Raw genomic sequence first — 25,090 nt, 5'->3', positions numbered from 1 at the left:
ATGAAGATTTTAAAGAATGTATTGATGCTTTTGGGCGTCTTTTTTGTTGTGAGCACTTTGATATTTGCCGTACAGAGTAATGTGGAACCTGCTAAGGGCGATGCTGATGTTACCGAAAACGAAAAGAGGGAAATAGATAAAAACGTTGCGGAAGGGTATCGCATTTCTGCAATAGAGATACCAGAGGATTTAAGTTTTGCCGGAGAGGCTGTGCCACAAGATGATCCAGAGGTTATGGAGCGTATTGATCGTGAGTTTTTAGTTAACACTTATTGGCAGTCAAATGCTGTATTGTTAATTAAAAGAGCAAATATGTATTTTCCTATTATAGAGCCAATTTTAGCAAAAAATGGTATCCCGGATGATTTTAAATATTTGGCCGTTGCTGAAAGCGGACTTCAAAATGTGGTTTCCCATGCCGGTGCCGCTGGGTTTTGGCAGATAATGAAAGCTACTGGGCAAGAGCATGGCTTAGAGGTAAACAGAAATGTAGATGAACGTTACAACTTGGAAAAAGCCACAGAAGTTGCTTGTGAGTATTTAAATAGAAATTATAAAAGATATGGAAGTTGGACGTTGACCGCTGCTTCGTATAACGCAGGAGCAGGCGCTATCAATAAATATTTAGGCATTCAGCAGGTAAGTGATTATTATGACCTTTTGCTAGGGCAGGAGACCGGAAGATATGTTTTCCGTATCATGGCTATAAAAGAAATTTTAAGTCACCCGGAAAAATATGGTTTTGATATCGATAAAAAAGATATGTACCAAGCTGTCCCTACTTTTAAAGTTGAGATTGATGAACCTGTATTGAGTTTTGCAGATTTTGCCCAACAGTATGAAATCAATTACAAAATATTAAAGAGACACAACCCTTGGCTTAGAGAAGCGCATTTAAACAACAGCTCTCGTAAAAAATATACAGTAGAGATCCCTAATAAGGGATATTACAGAATAGGCAAGTAAAAAATAACAATAGAGTAAAAGGATTCGGCCTCAATGCAGTTATGTAAAAACTGTATTGAGGTCATTTTTTTTCGCCTTATTTCTCATCTTTTGGTACCAACTTGAGATAGACTATCTTTAGGTCTGCTCAACAACCACAAAGATGGATACAGCAGTACATTTTTTCAATGACAACCTATGGTTAATTCTTTTATCCATTAACTATATACTGGTTGTTATACTCTCCTTTTTTATTCTTTTAAAAAATAAGAATCCGGTAAAGACACTTTCTTTTCTTTTTGCTCTTGCCATATTGCCATTTTTTGGTTTGGTGGTATATTATTTATTTGGACAGGATTACCGAAAATCTAAAATTTTCGAAAAAAAATATTTTCTGGACAATCAGACCATACAAGAATGGCGCTCTAATTTTAAATTAGACCATAGTGAAACTGAGGATTTTGAAGAAAAGTATGGTGAAGATATCTTTAAGATTTATAAGTTGTTGAAAAACAACGAGAAAGCCGTTCTTACTTTTGAAAATAACGTAGAAATACTAATAAACGGCGAAGAAAAATTTAAACGCTTGTTTGAAGATCTAAGCGGAGCAGAAAAGTATATTCACATGGAATATTTTGTTCTATTTGATGATGAGCTTGGTAGTAAGTTGATTAATATACTAAGGGAAAAGGCTGAAGCAGGTGTTAAGGTAAGATTGGTATATGATGATGTGGGTAGTAAGATTTCAAACTCGGTTAAACGCAAAATGACCAAATCCGGAATAGAACACTATGCTTTTATGCCCGTTCTTTTTTCAAACTCCACGGGTAAGCTGAATTATAGGGATCACAGAAAGATTGTTGTTGTTGATGGAGTAACCGGGTATGTGGGCGGAATAAACCTGGCACAACGCTATGACAATAGCTATAAAAACCCTCGTTATTGGCGTGACACGCATTTAAGAATTCAGGGTGGGGCAGTAGGATCTTTGCAGTCTTCGTTTTTATTGAACTGGAATTTTGCTTCTAATGATGAGATTAAAATAGAAGAATCGTTTTTTCCGGAGAACAAACCGGAAACGGAGAGACCTGTTGCCGTGCAGATTGCGGCCAGTGGTCCGGATACGGATTGGGCCAATATTATGGAGGCTATATTTTGCGCCATTAGCAGTGCTAATGAGCGTATTTATATTACCTCGCCTTATTTTATGCCTAATGATGCAATTTTAACGGCTCTAGCAACAGCTGCTAGAAGTGGGTTAGATGTTAGGATAATAATTCCATATGAATCGGATTCTTGGGCTGCACAATATGCAGGAGATTCATATATTGAATACTGCTTGGAATCCGGTATTAAAATTTACAGGTATTGTAAAGGTTTTATTCATGCTAAAACCATGGTTATCGATAATCAATTTTCAACCGTGGGTACGGCCAATTTAGACTATAGAAGCTTTTCCATAAACTTTGAGATAAACGCAATGCTATACAATAAAGCCGTCAATAATGAGCTTGCGGCAATCTTTCTTGATGACTTGAAAGAGTGCGAGGAAGTTGATTTGGAACGATGGAAAGATCGAGGAATAGTAAGAAAACTGAAAGAGTCCTTCAGTCGCCTGTGGGCGCCCTTGCTGTAAACTGTCAAAATGATTTTAGATGTAAGAGAATGTTTGGCTACTTCGCTAACCATTAATAACTAATGGTCTAGATTTTCTTCATCTGCTGCTGCATCATTTTTATTTGATCGGTAAGCATGTTGCTCTTATCCAGTTTTTTGGCTTCTTGTAGAAGGGTTGTAGCTTCTCTCTTTCTTCTTTTTTGCATGGCAATACCTGCTAGACTTAATTTAGCCATCGCAATGTCATAGTCCATGGTGAGACCTAATTTCAAAGCTTTTTTAAAATACTTCTCAGCTTGGGTAAGGTTCTTTTGAGAGTGAATGATACCATGTAGGTAATTGTAGTAACCTTGCTGCTTTGTGGTTAAGGCTGCTTCAGGGTTTTTAATTTTACTGAGCCATTTTTGGGTTCCCTCTAAATCTTGCTTTCTCATGCGAAGGAAAGCCAGTAGGATAATTTCATTTCTGAAATAAAGAAAAATAAAAATTAGGGATAAAAGAATTAAAAAGATTCCGTTACCAATATTACCTTCAATGAATTGATATATGGCGTAAGCTATAATTAGTCCTGCAATGACCAGTTTAAGATTTTTGTTGAACATGTGTATTAATTGTTGATCGGTTCGTTTAAATTAGAAATGAGTTCGTACGTAATGGAAGACTTTATGGTAGTAGGAATTTCTTGGTCTCCCATTTGAGTCATGGTAGATGATCCCTTAGAAACCCCTTTTACCGTCATTTTTTTGATAAAGCCGGTTGCGGCATTCGTAATGATATTTGTTTGTTGAGAGCCTTTGAGCTTCATAGTTGTTGCGGCTTCGGTTACATCCATAGTTACCTCCGCTGTTCCCGTAACATTTGCCGTATCCGCAGTAATTCCTTTTAAGGTCCAGGTATTGTTGGCTTGCAATTTTCCTGAATACGTGTTTTTCCAGGTATCCGCTACTTTTACTTTTTTAGTAGGGTAAATAAATGTCATTTGCTTGTAGCTATTGGATAGCGCTTCTGACCCAAATTCTTTCTGCAAGGATTTTTTCATCATATTTAAAGAAAACTCGTCTTCAAGACCGGATGCTTGTGCCATTTTTGCAACAAGACTATCGCCTCCTTTTACTTCTAGAATATCTCCGGTTTTTGCAAGGGTGATATTCACGGGTCTGTTCAGTAGACTATTGAAAATCTGGGATTGCATGTCGTTTTCGTTTACTTCTTGCGCATGCACATCCATCAATTCACCTTGTATACTAGACGTCATATTAAGGTTTAAGTCTTTAAATTTAAGAGCTATCATATACGTGGTATCTCTTACTTCTAGTACTTTAAACTCTAATACACCATCAATTTTATTGGTAAGTATGTGTGACGCTCCATCTAACTCTTGCGTAATGATTTGTTCAGCATTTTGCTTTACCGTGAAGATGGCATTTTTCTTCAATTTGTATTCAAGTTGCGTCTGAGCTAAAGAAACGGTACTTGATAGAACAATGAAAAGAATGCTCAAAAAGTTTCTCATAGATTGATTTTGTTGCTAAAATCCGATTTTGGCAAAAGTAATAAAAACCAATCGCTAGGCGGCAGGCATTCAATAAAAATATTTTTCAAAATGTATTTGTCAGAGAGAAAAGTCTTTGTATATTTGCGCCCAGTTTTAGCGAGCGGTTTCGCAAATTTGATCACACAAAGAAAAGGATAATACAATGCCCGGACAGAAAAGAACATATCAGCCTTCAAAAAGAAAGAGAAGAAATAAACATGGATTTAGGGAGCGTATGGCGTCCGTAAATGGAAGAAAAGTTTTAGCTCGTAGAAGAGCTAAAGGAAGAAAAAAACTTTCTGTATCCTCTGAACCGAGACATAAAAAATAATGATATTATTTTTTTAGAAATATATAGGTGTTGCTTTTTATAAGTAACACCTTTTTTTATGTCAGATTTGTACTGATATTTGTAACAATTTATAGCCAAAGATTTAAAGAATACAACGAATGCCAAAAAGAAAAGATTTAAAATCCATACTACTGATCGGCTCCGGTCCCATTGTTATAGGTCAAGCTTGTGAGTTTGATTATGCAGGTTCTCAATCTTTACGTTCATTACGTGAAGATGGTATTGAGACTATATTGATAAATAGTAATCCGGCTACTATAATGACGGATCCATCAATGGCTGATCACGTGTATTTAAAACCGTTGACTACCAAGTCAATTATTGAAATACTAAAAGAACATCCTCAAATTGATGCGGTATTGCCAACTATGGGTGGGCAGACTGCTCTTAACTTATGTATAGAGGCAGATGAAAAAGGAATTTGGAAAGATTTTGGGGTTGATCTAATAGGTGTTGATATTGATGCAATCAACATTACCGAGGATCGTGAGCAGTTCCGTGAGTTGATGCTTAAAATTGGTGTTGGGATGGCGCCACAGGCTACGGCTACATCATTCTTAAAAGGAAAAGAAATAGCTCAGGAGTTTGGCTTTCCATTGGTAATTAGAGCATCTTATACTTTAGGAGGTGCTGGTGCGGCAATAGTATATAAACCAGAGGACTTTGATGAATTGCTGAGTCGTGGGTTGGAGATTTCCCCAATTCATGAAGTAATGATAGATAAGGCCTTGATGGGTTGGAAGGAGTATGAGTTGGAATTGTTGCGTGATAATAACGATAACGTTGTTATTATTTGTGCTATAGAGAATATGGATCCAATGGGTATTCATACCGGAGATTCAATAACTGTGGCCCCAGCAATGACCTTGTCCGATAGAACGTATCAGAAAATGCGTGATATGGCCATTCATATGATGCGTAGTATTGGTGATTTTGCAGGAGGATGTAACGTTCAGTTCGCTGTGAGTCCGGATGATGATGAAGAAATCATTGCCATTGAGATTAACCCAAGAGTTTCACGTTCTTCGGCATTGGCATCAAAAGCAACCGGATACCCTATTGCTAAAGTTGCAACAAAATTGGCGATCGGCTACCGTTTGGATGAATTGGAAAATCAAATTACAAAGTCAACATCGGCATTGTTCGAACCAACTCTTGATTATGTAATTGTAAAAATACCTAGATGGAACTTTGATAAATTTGAAGGTTCTGACCGTACTTTAGGACTTCAGATGAAATCCGTGGGTGAGGTTATGGGTATTGGACGTTCGTTCCAAGAAGCGTTGCACAAGGCCACTCAATCTCTTGAGATAAAAAGAAATGGGTTAGGTGCAGATGGCAAAGGTTATAATAATTATGATCAGATTATTCAAAAACTGACGATACCGAGTTGGGATCGTGTTTTTGTTATTTATGACGCTATTCAATTAGGTATTCCGTTGAGTAGAATCCATGATATTACCAAAATTGATATGTGGTTCTTAAAACAGTACGAAGAGCTGCATTTATTGGAGAAAGAAATTTCTACCTATACAATAGCGACGCTTACCAAAGACTTAATGTTGGAAGCGAAGCAAAAAGGTTTTGCCGACAGACAAATTGCTCACATGCTAGATTGTTATGAGAGTGAGGTGCATAAGAAGCGAACCGAGGAAATGAATATCAACAGGGTTTACAAACTGGTTGATACCTGTGCTGCGGAGTTTAAAGCCATGACACCGTACTACTATTCTACTTTTGAAGCGGAGATAGAAAAGCCGGATGGCACACGTTACGTTGAGAACGACAGTATTGTTACGGATCGTAAAAAGATTGTAGTTCTTGGTTCCGGGCCAAATAGAATTGGACAAGGAATTGAGTTTGATTATTGTTGTGTGCACGGTGTACTTGCTGCTGCGGAATGTGGTTATGAAACCATTATGATCAACTGTAACCCAGAAACGGTTTCAACCGATTTTGATACGGCCGATAAATTATATTTTGAACCGGTTTTTTGGGAGCATATCTATGATATTATCCGTCATGAGAAACCAGAAGGTGTTATTGTTCAGTTGGGCGGACAGACCGCTTTAAAATTAGCTGAAAAACTATCTAAATACGGAATCAAAATTATAGGAACTAGTTTTGAAGCGTTGGATTTAGCTGAAGACAGGGGTAGTTTCTCTGAAATGCTGAAACAAAACGATATTCCTTTTCCAAAGTATGGTATTGCGGAAACCGCAGATGAGGCTTTAACACTTGCTGATGAATTGGACTTTCCGTTACTAGTAAGACCATCTTATGTTTTGGGAGGTCAGGGAATGAAGATTGTGATTAATAAGGAGGAATTGGAGTCGCATGTAGTGGACCTTCTTAGAAAAATACCGAATAACAAATTGTTGTTGGACCATTACTTAGATGGTGCAATTGAAGCAGAGGCCGATGCCATTTGTGATGGTGAAGATGTATACATTATTGGTATAATGGAACATATTGAACCTTGTGGAATTCACTCGGGAGATTCTAATGCAACCTTGCCACCGTTCAACCTAGGTGAGTTTGTAATGCAACAGATAAAAGACCACACCAAAAAAATTGCCTTGGCATTGAATACGGTAGGTCTTATTAATATTCAGTTTGCAATAAAAGATGATATGGTCTATATCATTGAAGCCAACCCTAGGGCGTCTAGAACAGTTCCGTTTATAGCTAAGGCTTATAAGGAACCTTATGTGAACTATGCAACTAAGGTTATGTTAGGTGATAAAAAAGTAAAAGATTTTGATTTTAAACCAGAGCTAAATGGTTTTGCAATAAAACAACCGGTCTTTTCTTTTAATAAGTTCCCGAACGTAAATAAGAATTTAGGACCTGAAATGAAGAGCACAGGAGAGAGTATTCTTTTTATTGATAGCTTAAAAGATGATGATTTCTATAATCTTTACGCTAGAAGAAAGATGTATCTGAGCAAATAATAGTTCAGGTTAAAATGTAAAAAAGCTCGTGACAATGAATTTGTTACGAGCTTTTTTTTATAATTTTCCAAGGGCATAAAGTCGTCGTATTTCTTTCTTGTCAAATTTGCCTACACTGGTGCGTGGTACTTGAGAAACACACACAAATTTGTCAGGAATTTGGTAGTTGGCAAATTCATTACTTAGGAAATTTTTAAGCTCTTCATCCGTGGGTGTTTCGTTTTTTATGTTTAAAACTAGGATAGCCAAAGGTCTTTCCGCCCATTTTTCATCGGGAATAGCAATTACGGCAGCTTCTTTTATTTTGGGATGGGCCATTAATGCAGATTCTAAGGCAACACTAGATATCCATTCACCTCCACTTTTTATCAGGTCTTTCGTTCGGTCCGTAATGTGCATGAAGCCGTCATTGTCAATTGTGCTTACATCTCCTGTTCTAAACCATCCATCATCGGTAAAATTATCTCTATTGTTGGTTTTAAAGTAGGATTTAATCACCCAAGCACCTTTCACTTGTAATTCTCCCATACTTTTTCCATCTCGCTCGGTTACGGAGCCATCATTCCCAATAACGCGCATTTGAATCCCTGGGAATTCAATACCTTGTTTAGCGCGTATTTTTAGTTTTTCTTCCCTAGAAAGGCTTTGGTGATGGGGTTGTAACCGGCTTACGGTACCCAAGGGTGAGGTTTCTGTCATTCCCCAAGCTTGTACGCCTTTTATACCAAAATCATCTTCCATGCCTTTTATTAAACTTGCAGGAAGAGCAGATCCGCCTACTAAGTATTCTTCTAGCTTTAACTTAGGTCTGGGAGGATTTTTCTTTAGCGCATCATAAACACCCATCCATATGGTAGGAACGCCATTGGCTTTTGTAACTTTCTCTTTCTGTAAAATTGAAATAATTACTTCTGGCTGTAGATTGGAAGAGGGTAAGACCATATCCGATCCGGTAATCAGACATAGGTAGGGATATCCCCAGGCCATAACGTGAAATTGGGGTACAATAAGCAGTACTATATCCGTGCTGCTGTAGTTGGCCGCATTTGGTGTGGATATGGTTAGTGCATGTAGATATGTAGATCGGTGAGTGTAAAGAACACCTTTTGGTAAACCTGTAGTACCACTAGTATAGCACATGCTGCAAGCATCATTTTCATTTAGTTCTGGCCACTCGAATTCTTCGGGTTCGTCCTCCAGTAAATCTTCATAGTGAATTGTATTTCTTAGGGTAGTACTGAAGAGTTCCGATCCATTTATAATAACATAGTGTTCTACGGTTTCTAGTTTATGTGCTATTTTTTCCATCAGTGGAACTAATGAGGCATCAATAAAAATTACCTTGTCTTCTGAGTGGTTGATTATAAATTCAATTTGTTGAGAAGAAAGCCTAATGTTTATAGTGTGGCAAATACCACCTATACTTGGGATACCGTAGTACAGCTCAACATGCTGGTAGTGGTTCCACGCAAAAGTACCCACCATATCACCTTTGGTAACGCCTAGTTTATTGGTAAGTGCGCTCGCTAATTTTTTACAACGTTTATAGAGGTCGCCAAAAGTATATTCGTGCCTAGTTCCGCTTGGTAAATGACTGATTATTTTTTTGTAATTAAAAGCACTGTTTCCATATTCAAGAATGGTGGTAGTGGTCAGTGGGTAATCCATTATCAATCCTTCCATAAGTTTTGGTTGAGATATTAAGCGTTGAGAAGTACTTCTCTAAAGTTACTAATTTTGAAATGAATCAGTAGAAAGGGTAATGGTACTTAGTTAAACCACACAGCATATCGCTTTCGGCGCAGTTCTAAAGCTAAAATTTCTTCCATCTTTAAAGCATCCGTTCTATTGTTTAGCGGTTTAATATGGTTGTATAGGCTCGGCCTTAAGTAGGAGCCATATTTTTTTACGATGCTGGAGGAAAGGTTGTGCCCTTTTTTATTTCTGTAACCTTTTTTATGTTGTTCAAAGCGCTCCTTTGGGGTTTTGCTGGTCATGCCAACGTACAGGCATTCCAAGACCCCATTAAATTGTGGGTTGGCTTCACGGAAACGCCTGTTTTCCGTAAAAACTTTTTTAGAAAGCTCTATAACGTAAATATGATATTCAACTTTGGCCATTTTGAAAAGGATATGTTAATGTGATAAATCCATTTCTTCTTTAGGGAGGTGTTTAAAAATGGTATTTAAAAATTCGGGAAGGTTGTAAGGTTTGTGGATAATATCATCCATACCGGAATTTAGTATTTCTTTTCTTCCTTCATCCAACTCAACCGCTGTTAGCGCAATAATGGGAATGTCTTTGTTGAATTGTCTAATCATCTTCGTCGCTTCCATTCCATTTATGTTTGGCATGTTTATATCCATAAGAATCAAATCGTAAGTATTGGATTTACAGAGTGCTACGGCTTGTGCGCCATCATCGGCCAAACTTGATTGAATGTGATGTTTTTCTAATGTTTTCTGAGTTACCTTTTGGTTTATCTTATTGTCATCAACAATGAGAACATGTCTAGCTTGTCCATTTTCAGAAGATTCGGAAGTATTTAAAATAGCGCTTTGCTGAGGTTCTTCTTCGCTTTTTTTGTTGTGTTCCTTTATGGTGAGTACAAAACTGAATTCCGCCCCTTTGTTAGGCTCGCTCTTCAGCTTTATTTCACTTCCATAAATATCAAGAATTTTTTTAACGATAGTAAGACCAAGGCCTGTTCCTGTGTAGCTGTAGTTTTTATTTTCAATTTGTGTAAACTCATTAAAGATTTCTTTCTGCATATTTTTAGGTATGCCAGGGCCATCATCTTTTATACTGAATTTTGTTCTGTAGGTTCCGTTTCCAACCGTCTCAATTAAGTTTAGCTCCAACCAAATATTTCCCTTCTCGGTAAATTTAATAGCGTTGCCCACTAAGTTGATAAGTATTTGAGATAGCCTTATAGGGTCACCAATAAGTTGATTGGGCAGTTTTTCATCTATATGTACATGTAACTTATTGCTGTTTTTTTGTAGTGTAAATTCAAAAGAACGAACAATGTTTTGGATGAGGGTATCCAATTCGTATGGCGTTTTTGATAAAGTAATGGCTTCTGCATCCATTTTGCTCAGCAAAAGAACATCGTTGATGAGAGCGAGTAAATAATCCGCAGAAAACTTTAAGGAATTGAGGTCGTCTGCATAACCCTTTAACTTTTCATCTTCTTTTAATAATGTAGAAATACCAATTACGCCGTAGAGAGGTGTTCTTAATTCGTGACTGACAGTTGAAAGGAATTTAGTTTTTACTTTGGATAGTTTTTCTGCCTTTTCGTTGGCGATACTAAGTTCCTTATTTTTTAATCTTAGATTTTTGATATACTGCCTTCTTGTTTTGAAGAAGACGATTATACCTATAAGGGTGAAAACAAGTATTACAATGGCTACAACAAGAGCTGTGGTGAGCGATTTTGATTTAGAAATTAATTCCTCTGAATAGGCTTGCTCTTTTAAAGCGGATTGGAGGTCCTTGTGGGCTTGTTCCAAATTAAATTTTGCCATGGCCTTTTCCGTCTCTTCCAGTTTTTTTAACGTATATGCCTTTTGTTTAAATTGGTTATGCTTGTCTAAATTGGCAAACGCTTTTCTAAAGTCATCGGTTTCACTGTAAAGTTTGGATAAATCCTCGTAAGCTTCAATGGCTAAATCCGTATTGTCGTTTTCATCTGCCGTGGAAGCAATTTTTTCTAATTTTTCAGCGGCGGCATCATATTTTTTCCTTGCTAGATAATATTTACCATATAGCAGATCCATATATAGTTTATCAATTGAATCTATCTTTTTCTCAGATAGAGCCTCTGCTTTTTTTAGAAAAGTATGGGCATCATCAATTTGGTTGTTTTCCAGATAGGTCCATATTAAGTTGATATAGGTTAGATAAACCTCGTCATAATCTTGGTTTTTTTCGTTTAGCTCTATACTTTCTTTAAAATATTTTATGGCTTTGGCATAGGTCTGCTCATTTTCGGAATAAAGAATCCCCAAATTTAAAGCTCCCCATGCTATAAGGCTATCGGATTCTGTGGACCTTGCTAATTCTAAGGCTTTCTTAGAATAAATTTTGCCTTTTACAGTGTCTTCGGTTTCGGAATATATTCCACCTAATATGTCATATCCTAAAAATTCATAATAATCATAATTATACTCATGACCTTTTTCTATGAGTATAGAGGCATATTTTATAGCTTCCTTATAATTGTATTGATCGTAAGCGTCGTTGGACCTGTTCACGTATGATTCTAACGTATCTCGCTGCCAATCCGTTGTGTTTTGTGCGAGGACAGTGGTTAGGTGGGAAAGAAATAAAACAAATACGAATGGTCTTAATATACTCATGAAAACATTATGGGCCAATATAAAATTGCGGGGAATGACCTTATTAACAGGCTAATATAAGAATTTACTTTACAATAGATTATGAAGTTGGCGATAGATCGATGGATGGCACTTGCTTGGCGTCCGTACCGAAATTTAAAGAGAGTAGGAGTGCCCCGAATATGCGCTTGATTAAAAGAACAAAGGCCGGCGTTATCCACGCCGACCTTTGTTAATCTTAGGTTATCAATTAATGAAAACCGATGTATTTAAAACTTGATGTCTATTCCCATTCCGTATGAAAAATACCTTCTTGGTCCAATCGTTCATAAGTGTGCGAACCAAAGAAATCTCTTTGCGCTTGGATCAAATTTAATGGCAACCTGCTAGAGGTGTAAGCATCAAAATAGGTAAGCGAATTTGAAAGTCCAGGTAACGGAATACCGTTTTTGGCAGCATGGGCGACTAATTTTCTTGCTGAGCCTACCGTGCTTTGAACCTTATCTATAAATTGATTTGAAAGTAAAAGGTTCGGTAAGTTTTGGTCTGCTTCAAAAGCTTCAGAAATATCGGCCAATAAACCAGCACGAATAATACAACCTTCACGCCAGATTTTAGCGATTGTAGCAATATTCAAGTTGTAATTGTATTCTTTGGATGCATCTGCCAATTGGTGAAGTCCTTGAGCATAAGTTATAATGAATGAGAAGTATAGCGCTTCTTCGGCCATTTTAGCCAACTCTTCCTTGTCAATTTTTTCAACTTCTGGGCGATCGTATAGTTTGTCCGCTTCTATTCTTTCATTTTTCAATGCAGATATCTCACGCATACTTACGGCAATATCAATAGAAGGAACAGGTATACCTAAGTCCATTGCATTTTGGCTAGTCCATTTTCCGGTACCCTTTTGTTTTGCCCTATCCGAGATTTGGTCTAACAAACCTAGTTTACTCAAATTTAGCTCATCTTTCTGAATGAAAATTTTAGAAGTAATTTCAACCAAGAAAGATTGTAAACGGCCTTCGTTCCACTTAGAATATGTGGTGTGAAGCTCGTCATTAGAGAAATCACCAGCTTTTTTAAGCAAGTCATAGATTTCAGACGTCAACTGCATTAAACCGTATTCAATGCCGTTGTGTACCATTTTTACGTAGTTTCCAGATGATTTTGGTCCTAAATAAGCAACACAAGGCTCACCTTTATACTTTGCGGAAACAGCTTCAAAAATAGGTTTTATATGCTGATAAGCAGTTTTTGATCCTCCAGGCATAATACTAGGTCCTAAACGGGCACCTTTAGCGCCACCGGAAACACCGGCTCCAAAAAAGTTAATGCCTTTATCGTGCAGGTATGATTCACGACGATCTGTATCTGTAAAAAATGAATTTCCTCCATCTATAATAATGTCACCTTTATCAATATGTGGCAAAAGACTCTCAATAACAGAATCGACAATTTTACCTGCAGGAACCAAAAGCATAATTTTTCTTGGTTGCGCCAAAGACTTGACAAAAGTTTTTATATTGGATGTAGCATTCACCTTGGCTTCATGGCCACCTTCTTCTTTTAAAGCAGCTACTTTTTCGGCATCTAAATCATAGCCATAAGCAGAAAAACCGTTATCCGCTACATTCAATATAAAGTTACGCCCCATTACACCGAGGCCTACCAATCCAAAATCATATTTTTCTTCCATGTTCTAATTTTAAAATTACTAGAATGACCAAAAAATCATTGCTTTTGATCAATAGGGTCAAAATTAAACCAATTTATTGAAATGTGAAGTTATCTTAGGGTAAACTCGTTGGTATTGCTGCATCTTTTCGATACTTTTGTTCCCTTAAATAGTATTAGGACACCATCTCATTATGAATAAAACAGAAAATCAGATTCTTGTTATATTTGGCGCTTCTGGCGACCTTACAGCAAGAAAACTTGTACCCGCACTTTTTAATCTTTACCAGGCAGATCAGCTCCCTGATAATTTTGTGGTACTTGGGGCAAGTAGGAGCGATATGACGGACAGCGCTTTCAGAAATAAAGTGGTTTTGGAAAGCAGCTACTTAAAAGATAAGTTGGAAAATCTAGAGGATGATCGTGTAAAGGATTTTGCAAGTAAGTTCTTCTATGAAGATTTAGGCGGGAGCTATGATACGGATTACGGCCGTTTGCGAAAGAGGGTAGAGGACCTGAAGAATAAATACCAAACATCTGGGAATATTATATATTACCTTTCTACACCTCCTACTTTGTATAAGACAATAGCTCAAAGATTATCGGATGCAGGTATGGGAACTCAAAACAATGGCTGGAAACGCTTGATCGTAGAAAAGCCATTTGGTTATAGCCTAGATACCGCTAAACAATTAAATAAAGGTATTCAGAAGTTTTTTGAAGAGCATCAGATTTATAGAATTGACCACTATTTAGGCAAGGAAACAGTTCAAAACCTTTTGATAACGCGTTTTGCGAACAGTATTTTTGAGCCGCTTTGGAACCGTAATTACATCCATCACGTAGAAATTACCAATGCGGAGAGTGTTGGAGTGGAAAAGAGAGGTGGTTATTATGATACTTCTGGTGCGCTACGGGATATGTTTCAGAACCACTTGTTACAAATTGTTTCTTTAATAGTTATGGAGCCGCCGATAAGCGATGCTCCAGAGGATATTAGAAACGAAAAAGTAAAAGCGTTAAAATCGCTTCGCGTGATGAAAACCGATCAAGAATTGTTTGATAACACCATTCGTGCGCAATACACTAAATCCGTAATTGACGGAAAAGAAGTAAAAGGGTATCGCGAAGAAGAAGGGGTAGATAAAGATTCAACTACGGAAACCTATGCAGCAATTAAGTTTTTTGTAGATAACTGGAGATGGAAAGATACGCCTTTCTATGTGCGTACCGCTAAGCGAATGCCTACCAAAGCAACGGAAGTGGTTATTCACTTTAAAACGCCACATCACCAGGTTTTTCAGGATACAGGACTGGATAGCAAGGATAATAAATTGGTTATCCGTATACAACCAGATGAAGGTATATTGATAAAATTTGGAGTAAAAGTACCTGGGCAAGGCTTTAAAGTGGAACGTGCCAATTTAGATTTTTACTATTCCAGTTTAGCGGAAACTCATGTTATGGAGGCTTATGAGCGTTTATTGTTAGATGCTATGCAAGGAGATGCTACGCTTTATGCAAGAGCGGATGAGGTTGAGGCAGCTTGGGAGTTTGTAGATCCAATTTTAAAGTATTGGGAAAAAGGAAAAGATGTTAGAATGTACGGATACGCCGCAGGTGTTTGGGGCCCTGAAAATTCTAATGAATTAATAGATGGTATTGGTGAATGGAGAAATCCTGGACCTAGCTTAACGGATGACCCAGGTTTCTGCGTTATTTGTTAGTATTTAATCAAGTGCCGTACCTAACAATGGGCGGCACTTTATATTTAAAGAAAATATGGAATTAAAGATATATCAAGATAAAAGTGAGGTTGCCCAAGAGTTTTCAAGCTATTTTGTGGAAAAAGCGAATGGAAACGGAGCTTTTCATGTTGCACTTTCTGGTGGAAGCACGCCAAAAATAGTTTTTGATGTGCTGGCAAAAGAGTTTGGGACACGAATAGATTGGAAACAGGTTCATTTTTATTGGGGAGACGAACGTTGTGTGCTTCCTACTGATGATGAGAGTAATTATAAAATGACCGTAGAACACCTATTGTCAAAAATTGATATTCCGGAAGAGAATATTCATAGAATCAAAGGAGAGGACAAGCCGGCAGAAGAAGCTGTACGTTACGCTGAAGTGCTAAAACAACAACTTCCATCCGAGAACGGTTTTCCTCAGTTTGATTTGGTTATTTTAGGAATGGGAGATGATGGCCATACCGCATCAATTTTTCCACATGAAATAGAATTGTGGGAATCTGAAAGTTTATGTTCAGTAGCGGTTCACCCAGAATCAGGCCAAAAGCGTATTACAATAACAGGTAATGTTATTAATCAATCTAAAACGGTAGCCTTTTTGGTAACAGGCGCTAGTAAAGAGGAAAAAGTTGGCGAAATAATCAATAGTGAAGGTGCGTACAATAGGTATCCCGCCAATTTAGTGGCTCCTGCATCAGGAGATTTACTTTGGTTTTTAGACAAGGCCGCAGCCGCAAAAATTACGGAAGGTCAAGTTTAACGTTTTCGTTGGTTAGACTTTCTAAATGCATTTCCATTTTAAACTGAGAAGAGTCAAACTGGGTATCTCTTGAAAATGCCTCTTCTTTGCGTTGCTTGCTTCTGGAAAAACGTCTCACACCTTGTTCGTTTTCTAGAAGCAGTCCGGGAATGGGTACCCCTTTTCCGTTTTCATCTTTGGCAACCATGGTAAAATAAGATGAGTTACAATGCCTTTTAGTACCCGAAGTAATGTTTTGCGACTCTACGCGAACCCCTACTACCATTGATGTTCTTCCGGTGTAATTGATAGAGGCGCGCAATGTCAATAGTTCACCTACTTCTACCGGGTGCAAAAAGTCTACACGGTTTACGGAAGCGGTTACGCAGTACATTTGCGAATGTTTTGAGGCACATGCAAAAGCAATTTGATCCATAAGGTTCAAAATATGTCCTCCGTGTACCTTACCGCCAAAATTGGAGTGGGAGGGCAACATTAGTTCTGTAATCGATACCCTAGATTCGCTAGCGCTCTTAAATTTTTCCATTAGTTTCTAAAATGAGGTGATTGTTCTTTCTCTACCTGGGTTACAAAATACTTGGTGTCACCCATCCAAAGGAATGTGGCAAAACGTTCAACGTAGTGTAATTTCACGTATTGCCCTTGGTACTCTTGTAGGTTTTCAATAACCTCTTTGTCCTTATCCAGCACAGAAAAGGAAAAAATTTGAGCACCTGAAATACCTTGGCTAATTTCACCTTCCCAGGTTTTTATGATAACTCCCTTATGACTTATTTTAATAAGCTCGCCAGAGCGTATACCATCACTATAGGGAACGAAATATATAAATGCGTAAACGATACCGAATAGGGCAACAATAAGGCCCAAGGTTATAAAAAGCGATTTTTTCATGGTTCTAAATTTAGTTCGCTTTCAAAATCATCATCTTGAGCGCGTTTTAATATGGGTTCTGGAATGGATTTTTTAGCTTTCGCACCCATTTTTTTCAATTTTTCTATACTGATTACTATGTTACCGCGACCTTCAACAAGCTTGTTCATGGCACCTTTATATTCAGATTTGGCTTCGTCCATTTTCTTGCCCACTTTAGTGAGGTCGTTTACAAAACCTTCAAACTTATCATAAAGGGCACCTGCTTGTCTTGCTATTTCAATGGCGTTACGTTGTTGCTTTTCATTGTTCCACATGCTATCTATAGTACGTAAAGTAGCTAATAAAGTTGAAGGAGTGACAATTACAATATTCTGTTCAAAAGCTTTGTTATATAGGGTGTTGTCATTGTTTATTGCAATGGCAAATGCAGGTTCTATGGGAACAAACATTAATACAAAATCTGGACTCTCCATAGCATAAAGGTCTTCGTATTTCTTTGCTGAAAGTTGATCTACGTGCCTTTTTAAGGAGTTGATGTGGTCTTTTAGGAATTTGTCTCGCAACTCGTCTTCCGCGTTTACAAACCGTTCATAATCGGTAAGCGAGACCTTGGAATCTACAACCATTTTCTTTCCATCCGGAAGGTTGATGATAACATCCGGGAGTACTCTAGAACCGTCTTCCCTCGTGAAACTTTGTTGAACGGTATACTCACGATCCTTTTCCAATCCTGATTTTTCAAGTACACGTTCCAATACCAATTCGCCCCAGTTCCCTTGCATTTTACTATCACCTTTTAAGGCTTTGGTAAGGTTTTCGGCTTCTTGGGTAATCTTAAGGTTTTGACTCTGTAAATTAAGGAGTTGTTCTTTTAAAGCGGAATGTATACTGATATTCTCTTTCTGACTTTCTTCTACTTTTTTCTCGAACAGCTGTATTTTTTCATTTAAGGGAGATAAAATATCCTTGATATTTTTTTCGTTACGCTCCGTGAATTTTAAGCTTTTTTCCTCTAAAATTTTATTGGCAAGATTTTCAAATTCTTTGGTGAATTTTTCCTGAAGCTTTTCAACCTCGTCTTTCTGTTCCCTGTTTTTAAGCTGAAGATTTTCTAAATCCGCCTGATAACGAACGATTTGATTACCTAATTGTTCTTTTTCGGACTGTAGCCCAATTTTTTGATCTTCACTATCCCGCAAGCGCTGCTCTAACAAAACCAGGTTGGAGTGCAATTGCTGTTCACGTTCTTCTAGCGCACTTTGACTGGATTTGGTTTTTAAATTTTGAATGTAATTCCCGAGGAAATAACCCACGGCAAGGCATATGAGCCCAATTAATAAATAGATGAGGTAAATGTTCATTTGTAAAGTAAAGTGTTCGGGGTAAAGATACAAGATTGGTGTTAAAACCAAACATCTCTTAGGGGTTACTTTTTTATTCGAAAAGAACCGGTTTTAGGCTCAAAGGAGACGGTATCGGAAGGAAATAATGACTCAAAAGCCTTTTGTTCAATAAGTTCACAGGGTTGTCCAAAGTTGTTTTCTTTCCCATCTAATAAAACCATTTTATCGCAAAGTTGAATGGCCATTTCAATTTCATGAGTAGTAAAAACTACCGTCTTTTTAGTGGTATGGGCAATGGAACGGAGGAGTTTTAATATCTGTATTTTGTGATAGAGGTCTAAATGAGTGGTAGGTTCGTCTAACAGGATAATAGAAGTATCTTGGGCCAAGGCTCTAGCGATCATTACCCGTTGTAATTGCCCATCACTCAATTCGTAACATTTTTTATGCTGCAAATCGTCCAACTCTAGGGAGCTGAGCGCATCTTTTATTTTCTGCTTATCAGCCGTAGTTAGCGTGCCTAGCCAATTGGTGTAGGGTTGTCTTCCCAAAGCCACCAACTCAATTACGGAGAGGTTTTTAGAAGCGATAGGCTCCGTGAGCACCAAGCTTATTTTAGATGATAAGTCCTGTGGTGAGTAGGCCTCAATAGGCTTACTTTTAATGGTTAAGCGACCGTCTAGCTTAGTTTGGGCGTTACCCAAGGTACGTAGTAAGGTAGACTTTCCTATTCCATTAATCCCAACTATGGCGGTAAGTTCACCAGGTTTTAAATCAAAATTAATATTTTGGGCGATGGTCGTTTCGCCATACCCAATAGATAGGTTGGCAACAGAAAGAGTACTATGTTTTTTATGAAGACCGACGACGATTTCTGATTAAAGTTGTTTCTTGATGTTTTTTGGTAATTTATTGATATTCTTTATTTTAATATTCTTGTAATACACTTCGCAAGCTTCTGATTGAAATTGAATTTTTCCTTTGGTCAGTGATTTAGCAATTCCCTCTTTTGTGTATTCCTTGGCATTTTCAAGCACCATAACTACTTTTCCGTTTACGATATGATAGGCTTTATCATTTATGCAAATAAGCTCTAAACGGCTCCATTCCCCATGTGGATTTTCAAAATTAGCAATTCTTCTACAGCGTCCGTCACCTCCGGTCTTAAAAGTTCTCATTTCTCCCTTTGGATCATAGAACCAAAAGTCTTTTCCGTTCTCGCTCTTTTTTGAAGCTTTGATATCCATGCTTACACCTGCCAATGGAAAAAAGTCGCCACAATCGGTTTCTTGTACTTGCATTTCAGGGGCACGCATCCAAACGTTCCAAAATTGTCCGTGAGGTTCTTGCGCATGATAAAGTACACCGCTGTCCCTTTTATCTTTTAGGCGTGGTTCGTATTTTTTGGTTCCCCACTTTATATCAAAGACTAAATGGTAGTTTTCATATTCTTTTTTGGTGCTTAATCCTCCATAAATCTCACCGCTTACATTTAAGATGGTTTCTCCGTTTTCTTGAGTAGTTGTAAAGATGTTTAAAGGGTCTTTGTTCAGGCCAATTGGCGTTCCGTGCATGCCATCTCCTTTTTCATATCCTTCTAGGTCCAAAGATGTGTGGGGAACACCAATAAAAATATCCCAATTAGTAAGGTCTTTGTCCAATAGGTTTTCCCATTCTTGGTCGTTTTTTTGGGCGTTTATGAAATTAGCTGTAAAAGCAAAAAGTAAAATCAGGTAGGTTAATTTAGTTCTCATCTTGGATGGTATGATTTATTAAAATGTAATTAGGAAAACGGTTTATCCGTTGGTAAAACTATAGAATTAGAACTATGGAAGCTATAACATATGGTCAGATATGTATAAATTAAAGCTTCTAAGAAAACGGATTTCATTAAAACACCATTTTTCTTTTTCTGATTAGTAGCCAAATTACCACGGGAGCTCCAAAAATACTGGTAATGGCATTTATGGGAAGAACTTCGGCGCTGTTGGGTAATTGTGCTATGGTATCACAGATGAGCATGAGAATAGCGCCATATATTAGAACTGCAGGAACCAATATGCGGTGTTCCGTTGTATTGAATATCTGGCGGGTTAAATGCGGAACGGCCAAGCCGATGAAAGCAATAGGACCGGCAAAGGCAGTAATACCTCCGGCTAATAGGCCTGTTGCAATTATAATTTGATAACGGGAACGAATAAGGTTCACTCCTAAGCTCTTTGCATAATTCTCTCCTAGTAAAAAGGCGTTCAAAGGTTTTATAGAAAATACGGCAAGAAGAATTCCCAAAAAAACAATAGCAAATAATAATCCTAATTGATGCCATGAAAGGTTCCCCACACTACCAAATGACCAGTATACAAACTGCTGAAGTTTTTCGGCATTAGTAAAATAAGAAAGAACACTTACCACTGCGGCACTAATACTGCCGAACATTAGTCCAATAATTAAAAGGGCCATAGTATCCTTTACTTTAGACGCAACAGTTATAACCGCCAGAAGTACCAAAAAGCTACCAATACTGGAGACTATGGCAAGAGAAACATCAGTTATAAAGCTAAATCCAAATAGTGCGGTGAGTGTTGATGAACCCATAATCAACAGAGCGGCTCCTAAACTAGCACCGGAACTTATGCCCAGTACAAATGGCCCGGCAAGTGGATTTCTGAACAAGGTCTGCATAAGGAGTCCACTTAAAGATAATCCAGCGCCTACCAACACCGCCGTGAAAGCTTTGGGGATTCTGTAATTCCAAATAATATATTCCCAAGCGCTATTTTCAATAGGAGTTCCAAAAACAGAGTGTAACGTTTGTGAAAAGGGTATTGAAACTGAGCCCAAACAGATATTAATGGCCAAAGCAAGTATTAAAATAGCAAGCAAGAGCAAAAAAGAATAACGGTATGTTTTAGGATTTCGCAATTATTCCAAAGGCTTAAAAAAGAAAAGTTGATGGTCAGGTAACAATTCAGGATGAAAAATATGAATAAGGTCTTTTAAAACTAAATCGGGCCGCATTGGGGCTAATTCATAATACAGTAGTCCACCGGTAGCTCCTTTTGAAATAGTATTGGAGAAAATCTTTTTGGTTTCATACGCATCAAATTGGGTGTAGTGTTTATTAGCTTCTTCAACCTCTTCGTAGGAAGTTAGCATAGAAGGGTTCAGCCAATAATCCGCATGTTGTGCCGTAGCAAGAACGGTCTCTAAACTTTGGCTAAGACCACCGGTTTCTTGCGTTTCTTTCCAGAGATAATCCGTTTTGGCATCCTTTAGGAATTGTGCCATCCAGCTTTTTCCTCCGGCCACATGCCACACGTCTTTGTATAGACCTCCGGTAAGTACGGTAGGTTTTTTAGTGACCTCTTTTACAATGGCTTTTGTTTGTACGTATGAGTTTTCAATAGACTTAAAAATACTGTCCGCTTTGGTCTCCAAACCGTAAAATGGAGCAAAGAACTTAATCCATTCGGCTTTGCCTAGCGGGGATTCTTCTGTCCAATCACCATTGTAAACCACAGGAATGTTAGAACGTACAAGCGTTTCGTACGCTTTATTTTGATTGTTGATACCAAAACCTACAACAACTTCAGGTCTTAGGCTTATAGCGATTTCCGTATTTAGATTTTCATTATTCCCTAGTTCTTCAATATCTCCATTATCAATTCTTTTTCGAGTATGCTCCGAAGAAATTAAAGAGGTCTTGGGGAAACCTACCAAACTATTGGTAACGCCTAAGGCCTCAAGAGACGGAATATGCGTTGTGGAGGTTACTATTAAACGTTCTATTGGTGTTGCAACAATAGCATCATATTCTTCTTTATTGAGCGTTATTGATGCCATTTTGTTTTTTGGAACCAGCGCGTATTTAAAGGAAGTAGTAGCACCGGGCCAGGCAGATGACACTTCAATAAGTGTTAGGCCGTTATTTGTTGTTTCTATTGAAAAGCCTTTAGCATGGTTAATTTCAATTTTTGTGGGAGGGGCGCTTTGTAAAGGGGAGTCATTTTTTTTATCGGTCTTGCAAGCGATGAATAGACAGAATACAAGTATTAAAATGCTGTTTTTCAAGTGTTTGTTTTTGTACTAGGTGTGTGGCCTCGTTTTGTTTCGGCAATAAAGGTAATGTCTTTATATCCTAAGAGGAAAGGGCTTGGGTAATTATTTTTTAGATTTTGTGCATATAACCCTTTGGTTATCACCGTCCTGTTAAATTAATAATTAGCTAGGGTTAAAATAGTTTAAGTCCAATTATTAGTTCATTATATTTGAGGCTTAAAAAATAATAGTAATGAAGAAAGTTTTATTTGTTTTAGCCTTGGTCGTATTCGTTTCTTGTGGAGATGATGATAAAAATGAACCTAAGGAGGTTATTGATTATACGGTTCAAAACGAAGAGGATATTAAGGCGTATGTTGAGGCAAACGGTTTGGATGCCACCAGAAGTGACTCTGGTTTGTATTACGTTATAGAAGAAGAAGGTACTGGCGAAAACCCCACAGCTACTTCAGATGTTACCGTAGCTTACAAGGGATATTACTTAGATGGTTCTGTTTTTGATGAAAGTAGTGCTGAGGGAATCACTTTTAATTTACAACAGGTTATTGCGGGTTGGACAGAAGGTATTACGTACTTCAAAGAAGGTGGAAACGGTATTCTTTTAGTTCCTGCGGCATTGGGTTATGGCAATTCGGACAATCGTGGTATTCCTGGTGGTTCTGTACTTGTTTTTGAGGTTAATCTTTTAGAAGTAAATTAAATTATAATGCTTTACGATAAAAATACCCTTCATATGAAGGGTGTTTTTTTTTAGGTTGTATTTGTCAATGAATTTATTACCTTCGCCGCGAATTTTGGTTTGATACGGCAGTATATTTCTGCTTTATCGATTAAAAGGGAATCCGGTTAAAATCCGGAACTGTTCCCGCAACTGTAAGTTCATGCCAAGTTGTAGTTGGCACCTCTTTTTGAGGATGTTGTTTTCTTCTAAACCACTGTCTATAAATAGATGGGAAGGTAAGACAGCTTTGAGCAAGTCAGGAGACCTGCCAATTTCATAACCTTAAATAAGACTTTCGGGTAAAAGGTCTTTAACGGTATGAGAGATTATAGACCATTTTTGATTATTCTTATTTTATTATGCACTTTGTTTGGCAATGCCCAACAGGATAGCATAACAGTTTTGGACGAAGTAATTCTTACTGATGTTCGGCTTTTACATTTTTCTAGTGGAAAGGTAAATGTTCTGAAAGATTCTTTAGTTGACCGTAATGGTAGCTCTTTGACTGATCTTTTACAATTTAACTCTAGTATTTATTTAAAAGAAAATGGATTAGGAATGATTTCTTCTCCATCTTTCCGTGGTACTAACGCCTCACAAACAGCTGTTATTTGGAATGGAATCAATATTAATTCACAACTGACGGGTCAGGTTGATTTTAATACCATTGTACCTAGGAATTACGGTTCCATTAGTATTCGTAGTGGTGGCGGTAGTGTACAATTTGGTAGTGGAGCTATTGGCGGTAGTATTCATTTAAATGATGTTTTTCGATTTAATAAGCATTCAGATCATGAGTTGTTATTGGGTTATGGAAGTTTTGATACTAAAAATATCAATTACCGTACTTCAGTTGGATCAGAAAAAACAACAATAGGTTTCGGTGTAAACTATCTGGTATCTAATAATGATTATAAATATTTAGATACCGATAAAAGAAATGAAAACGGGGCCTATGAAAACGTCAATATTAATGGAAATATAGGGCATCAACTTTCTGAGAAGCAATTACTGAAATTTTATCATAACACTTTTATAGGAGACCGTGATTTTTCAGGTACGATTACAGCCCCATCAAACTCAAACTACAAAGATATTAATGTTCGAAATCTATTGGAGTGGAGCCATTTTAACCAAAATAGAATTCACCGTGTTAAAGCGGGGTATCTTTATGAAAAGTATAAATATTTTGATAACAAAGACCGTGAAGATTTTTCTTTTGGAAATACCAATACGTTTTTAGTTAATTATGACTATAAAGTCCATTTTAAAAATATCCTATTAAATGGAATTGCCGATTACAGCCATATCACAGGAGACGGAACTTCTATTGAAAAAGTCAAAAGAAAAACACTGGCTACCACATTTTTGTTCAAGCAGAATTTAAGTGAAAAGATTAGTTATGGTGTCAATCTTCGAAAAGAGTTTGTTAACGATTATAACAGCCCTCTCGTATATGGGTTAGATGTTAAGTATGTGTTGAATTTGAGCCATTCAGTTCATCTCAACGCCTCAAAAAACTATAGAATTCCCACATTTAATGAGATTTATTGGGTATTAGGAGGTGGATCAGGGGGCAACCCGGATGTTAAGCCCGAATCTTCATTACAAGCCGAAATAGGGTATACCCTTAACAAGGAGAAATATACTTTTCATTGGGCCGCTTTCTATATTGCTTCCGAAGACCTGATTCAGTGGCGGCCAAATAATGATGGAATCTGGACTCCTACTAATATAAACGATGCATCTAATTATGGGCTAGAAGTTTCCTTGAAATTAGAAGAGAAATGGGGAGCGCATCATCTGAGTTGGAAAAACGGTTACGGGTTTACTAAAGCAATGAACAATGATACAGAAAATACTTTAATGTATGTGCCTGAACATAAGGCAAACTCAAACCTAAGTTACGCATTTGGAGATTGGCTATTGTTCTATCAACTATCCGTAAACGGAAGTGTCTTTATCACTTCGGACAATTCAGAATCATTACCCGGATATTCTATTTCAAACTTAGGTGTTGGTGGAAACATAAAAACGAAAGGGAAATTGATTGTTGAAACTATGTTGCAGGTCAATAATCTTTTCAATAAAAATTACCAGAATGTAGCTTATCGGCCTATGCCAAACAGAAATGTACAATTAAAACTAAAATTTAAAATTTAAAAAA

At 37.4% G+C, this 25,090-nt stretch carries 21 protein-coding genes and 1 riboswitch; of the genes, 8 read left to right on the top strand and 13 right to left on the bottom strand.

Annotated features, from left to right (window positions below):
- Positions 1-966 (top strand): lytic transglycosylase domain-containing protein, encoded by a 966-nt coding sequence (locus P0077_RS00425; RefSeq protein WP_276167210.1) that lies wholly within the window; start codon positions 1-3, stop codon positions 964-966.
- A 142-nt stretch (positions 967-1,108) separates the two neighbouring features.
- Positions 1,109-2,581: a cardiolipin synthase gene (gene cls / locus P0077_RS00420; RefSeq protein ID WP_276167209.1), complete on the top strand. Its 1,473-nt coding sequence runs from the start codon at positions 1,109-1,111 to the stop codon at positions 2,579-2,581.
- A 67-nt stretch (positions 2,582-2,648) separates the two neighbouring features.
- On the opposite strand, the gene P0077_RS00415 is transcribed toward cls, so the two are convergent.
- Positions 2,649-3,164, bottom strand: coding sequence for a DUF2892 domain-containing protein (locus P0077_RS00415; RefSeq protein ID WP_276167208.1), 516 nt, complete (start codon positions 3,162-3,164; stop codon positions 2,649-2,651).
- Between the two features lie 5 nt (positions 3,165-3,169).
- Positions 3,170-4,075 carry a DUF6263 family protein gene (locus tag P0077_RS00410; RefSeq protein WP_276167207.1) on the bottom strand — a complete coding sequence of 302 codons (906 nt, stop codon included), beginning with the start codon at positions 4,073-4,075 and terminating at the stop codon, positions 3,170-3,172.
- A gap of 184 nt (positions 4,076-4,259) precedes the next feature.
- On the opposite strand from P0077_RS00410, the gene rpmH reads away from it, so the two are divergent.
- Together rpmH and carB are read left to right on the top strand one after the other, a co-directional pair.
- Positions 4,260-4,427: a 50S ribosomal protein L34 gene (gene rpmH, locus P0077_RS00405; RefSeq protein WP_072991142.1), complete on the top strand. Its 168-nt coding sequence runs from the start codon at positions 4,260-4,262 to the stop codon at positions 4,425-4,427.
- Between the two features lie 119 nt (positions 4,428-4,546).
- Positions 4,547-7,402, top strand: coding sequence for a carbamoyl-phosphate synthase large subunit (gene carB / locus P0077_RS00400; RefSeq protein ID WP_276167206.1), 2,856 nt, complete (start codon positions 4,547-4,549; stop codon positions 7,400-7,402).
- A 57-nt stretch (positions 7,403-7,459) separates the two neighbouring features.
- On the opposite strand, the gene P0077_RS00395 is transcribed toward carB, so the two are convergent.
- From P0077_RS00395 to gndA, 4 genes are all read right to left on the bottom strand, one after another.
- Entirely contained in the window at positions 7,460-9,085 is a 1,626-nt protein-coding gene (locus P0077_RS00395) for a long-chain fatty acid--CoA ligase (RefSeq protein WP_276167205.1), read from the bottom strand.
- 86 nt (positions 9,086-9,171) lie between these two features.
- Positions 9,172-9,522 (bottom strand): GIY-YIG nuclease family protein, encoded by a 351-nt coding sequence (locus P0077_RS00390; RefSeq protein WP_276167204.1) that lies wholly within the window; start codon positions 9,520-9,522, stop codon positions 9,172-9,174.
- Between the two features lie 15 nt (positions 9,523-9,537).
- Complete coding sequence (locus P0077_RS00385; RefSeq protein ID WP_276167203.1) at positions 9,538-11,766, bottom strand: tetratricopeptide repeat-containing hybrid sensor histidine kinase/response regulator; 2,229 nt, start codon at positions 11,764-11,766, stop codon at positions 9,538-9,540.
- Positions 11,767-12,028: 262 nt separating this feature from the next.
- The gene (gene gndA / locus P0077_RS00380) at positions 12,029-13,441 is read right to left on the bottom strand and encodes an NADP-dependent phosphogluconate dehydrogenase (RefSeq protein WP_276167202.1); all 1,413 of its coding nucleotides are present in this window, start codon (positions 13,439-13,441) and stop codon (positions 12,029-12,031) included.
- A 172-nt stretch (positions 13,442-13,613) separates the two neighbouring features.
- Here gndA and zwf point away from each other — a divergent pair, with 172 nt between their 5' ends.
- Entirely contained in the window at positions 13,614-15,146 is a 1,533-nt protein-coding gene (gene zwf / locus P0077_RS00375; RefSeq protein ID WP_276167201.1) for a glucose-6-phosphate dehydrogenase, read from the top strand.
- A 55-nt stretch (positions 15,147-15,201) separates the two neighbouring features.
- Positions 15,202-15,927 carry a 6-phosphogluconolactonase gene (gene pgl, locus P0077_RS00370; RefSeq protein WP_276167200.1) on the top strand — a complete coding sequence of 242 codons (726 nt, stop codon included), beginning with the start codon at positions 15,202-15,204 and terminating at the stop codon, positions 15,925-15,927.
- Here the strand turns inward: pgl and P0077_RS00365 are convergent.
- The 7 genes from P0077_RS00365 to P0077_RS00335 form a co-directional block, all read right to left on the bottom strand.
- Complete coding sequence (locus P0077_RS00365; RefSeq protein WP_276167199.1) at positions 15,908-16,453, bottom strand: acyl-CoA thioesterase; 546 nt, start codon at positions 16,451-16,453, stop codon at positions 15,908-15,910. The genes pgl and P0077_RS00365 overlap by 20 nt on opposite strands.
- Positions 16,453-16,818, bottom strand: coding sequence for a DUF8785 domain-containing protein (locus P0077_RS00360; protein WP_276167198.1), 366 nt, complete (start codon positions 16,816-16,818; stop codon positions 16,453-16,455). Before P0077_RS00360 ends, P0077_RS00365 begins: the two co-directional genes overlap by 1 nt.
- Complete coding sequence (locus tag P0077_RS00355) at positions 16,815-18,161, bottom strand: DNA recombination protein RmuC (RefSeq protein WP_276167197.1); 1,347 nt, start codon at positions 18,159-18,161, stop codon at positions 16,815-16,817. Before P0077_RS00355 ends, P0077_RS00360 begins: the two co-directional genes overlap by 4 nt.
- Before the next feature lie 65 nt (positions 18,162-18,226).
- The gene (locus P0077_RS00350) at positions 18,227-18,928 is read right to left on the bottom strand and encodes an ABC transporter ATP-binding protein (RefSeq protein WP_349292999.1); all 702 of its coding nucleotides are present in this window, start codon (positions 18,926-18,928) and stop codon (positions 18,227-18,229) included.
- A gap of 93 nt (positions 18,929-19,021) precedes the next feature.
- Positions 19,022-19,897, bottom strand: a complete 876-nt coding sequence (locus P0077_RS00345) for a 3-keto-disaccharide hydrolase (protein WP_276167196.1) — start codon at positions 19,895-19,897, stop codon at positions 19,022-19,024.
- Positions 19,898-20,033: 136 nt separating this feature from the next.
- Complete coding sequence (locus P0077_RS00340) at positions 20,034-21,065, bottom strand: FecCD family ABC transporter permease (RefSeq protein WP_349292966.1); 1,032 nt, start codon at positions 21,063-21,065, stop codon at positions 20,034-20,036.
- Positions 21,066-22,214 carry an ABC transporter substrate-binding protein gene (locus tag P0077_RS00335; protein ID WP_276167194.1) on the bottom strand — a complete coding sequence of 383 codons (1,149 nt, stop codon included), beginning with the start codon at positions 22,212-22,214 and terminating at the stop codon, positions 21,066-21,068.
- Positions 22,215-22,434: 220 nt separating this feature from the next.
- Here P0077_RS00335 and P0077_RS00330 point away from each other — a divergent pair, with 220 nt between their 5' ends.
- Entirely contained in the window at positions 22,435-22,902 is a 468-nt protein-coding gene (locus tag P0077_RS00330; protein WP_276167193.1) for an FKBP-type peptidyl-prolyl cis-trans isomerase, read from the top strand.
- Between the two features lie 78 nt (positions 22,903-22,980).
- A riboswitch (cobalamin riboswitch) is annotated at positions 22,981-23,210 on the top strand.
- 31 nt (positions 23,211-23,241) lie between these two features.
- A complete protein-coding gene (locus P0077_RS00325) occupies positions 23,242-25,086 on the top strand; it encodes a TonB-dependent receptor plug domain-containing protein (RefSeq protein ID WP_276167192.1) in 1,845 nt (614 codons plus the stop codon).
- Positions 25,087-25,090: the final 4 nt, after the last annotated feature.

The organism is Zobellia alginiliquefaciens (assembly GCF_029323795.1).
Taxonomy (GTDB): domain Bacteria; phylum Bacteroidota; class Bacteroidia; order Flavobacteriales; family Flavobacteriaceae; genus Zobellia; species Zobellia alginiliquefaciens.
The sequence above is the reverse complement of the archived record's forward strand: the minus strand, read 5'-3'. Positions and strand labels throughout refer to the sequence as shown.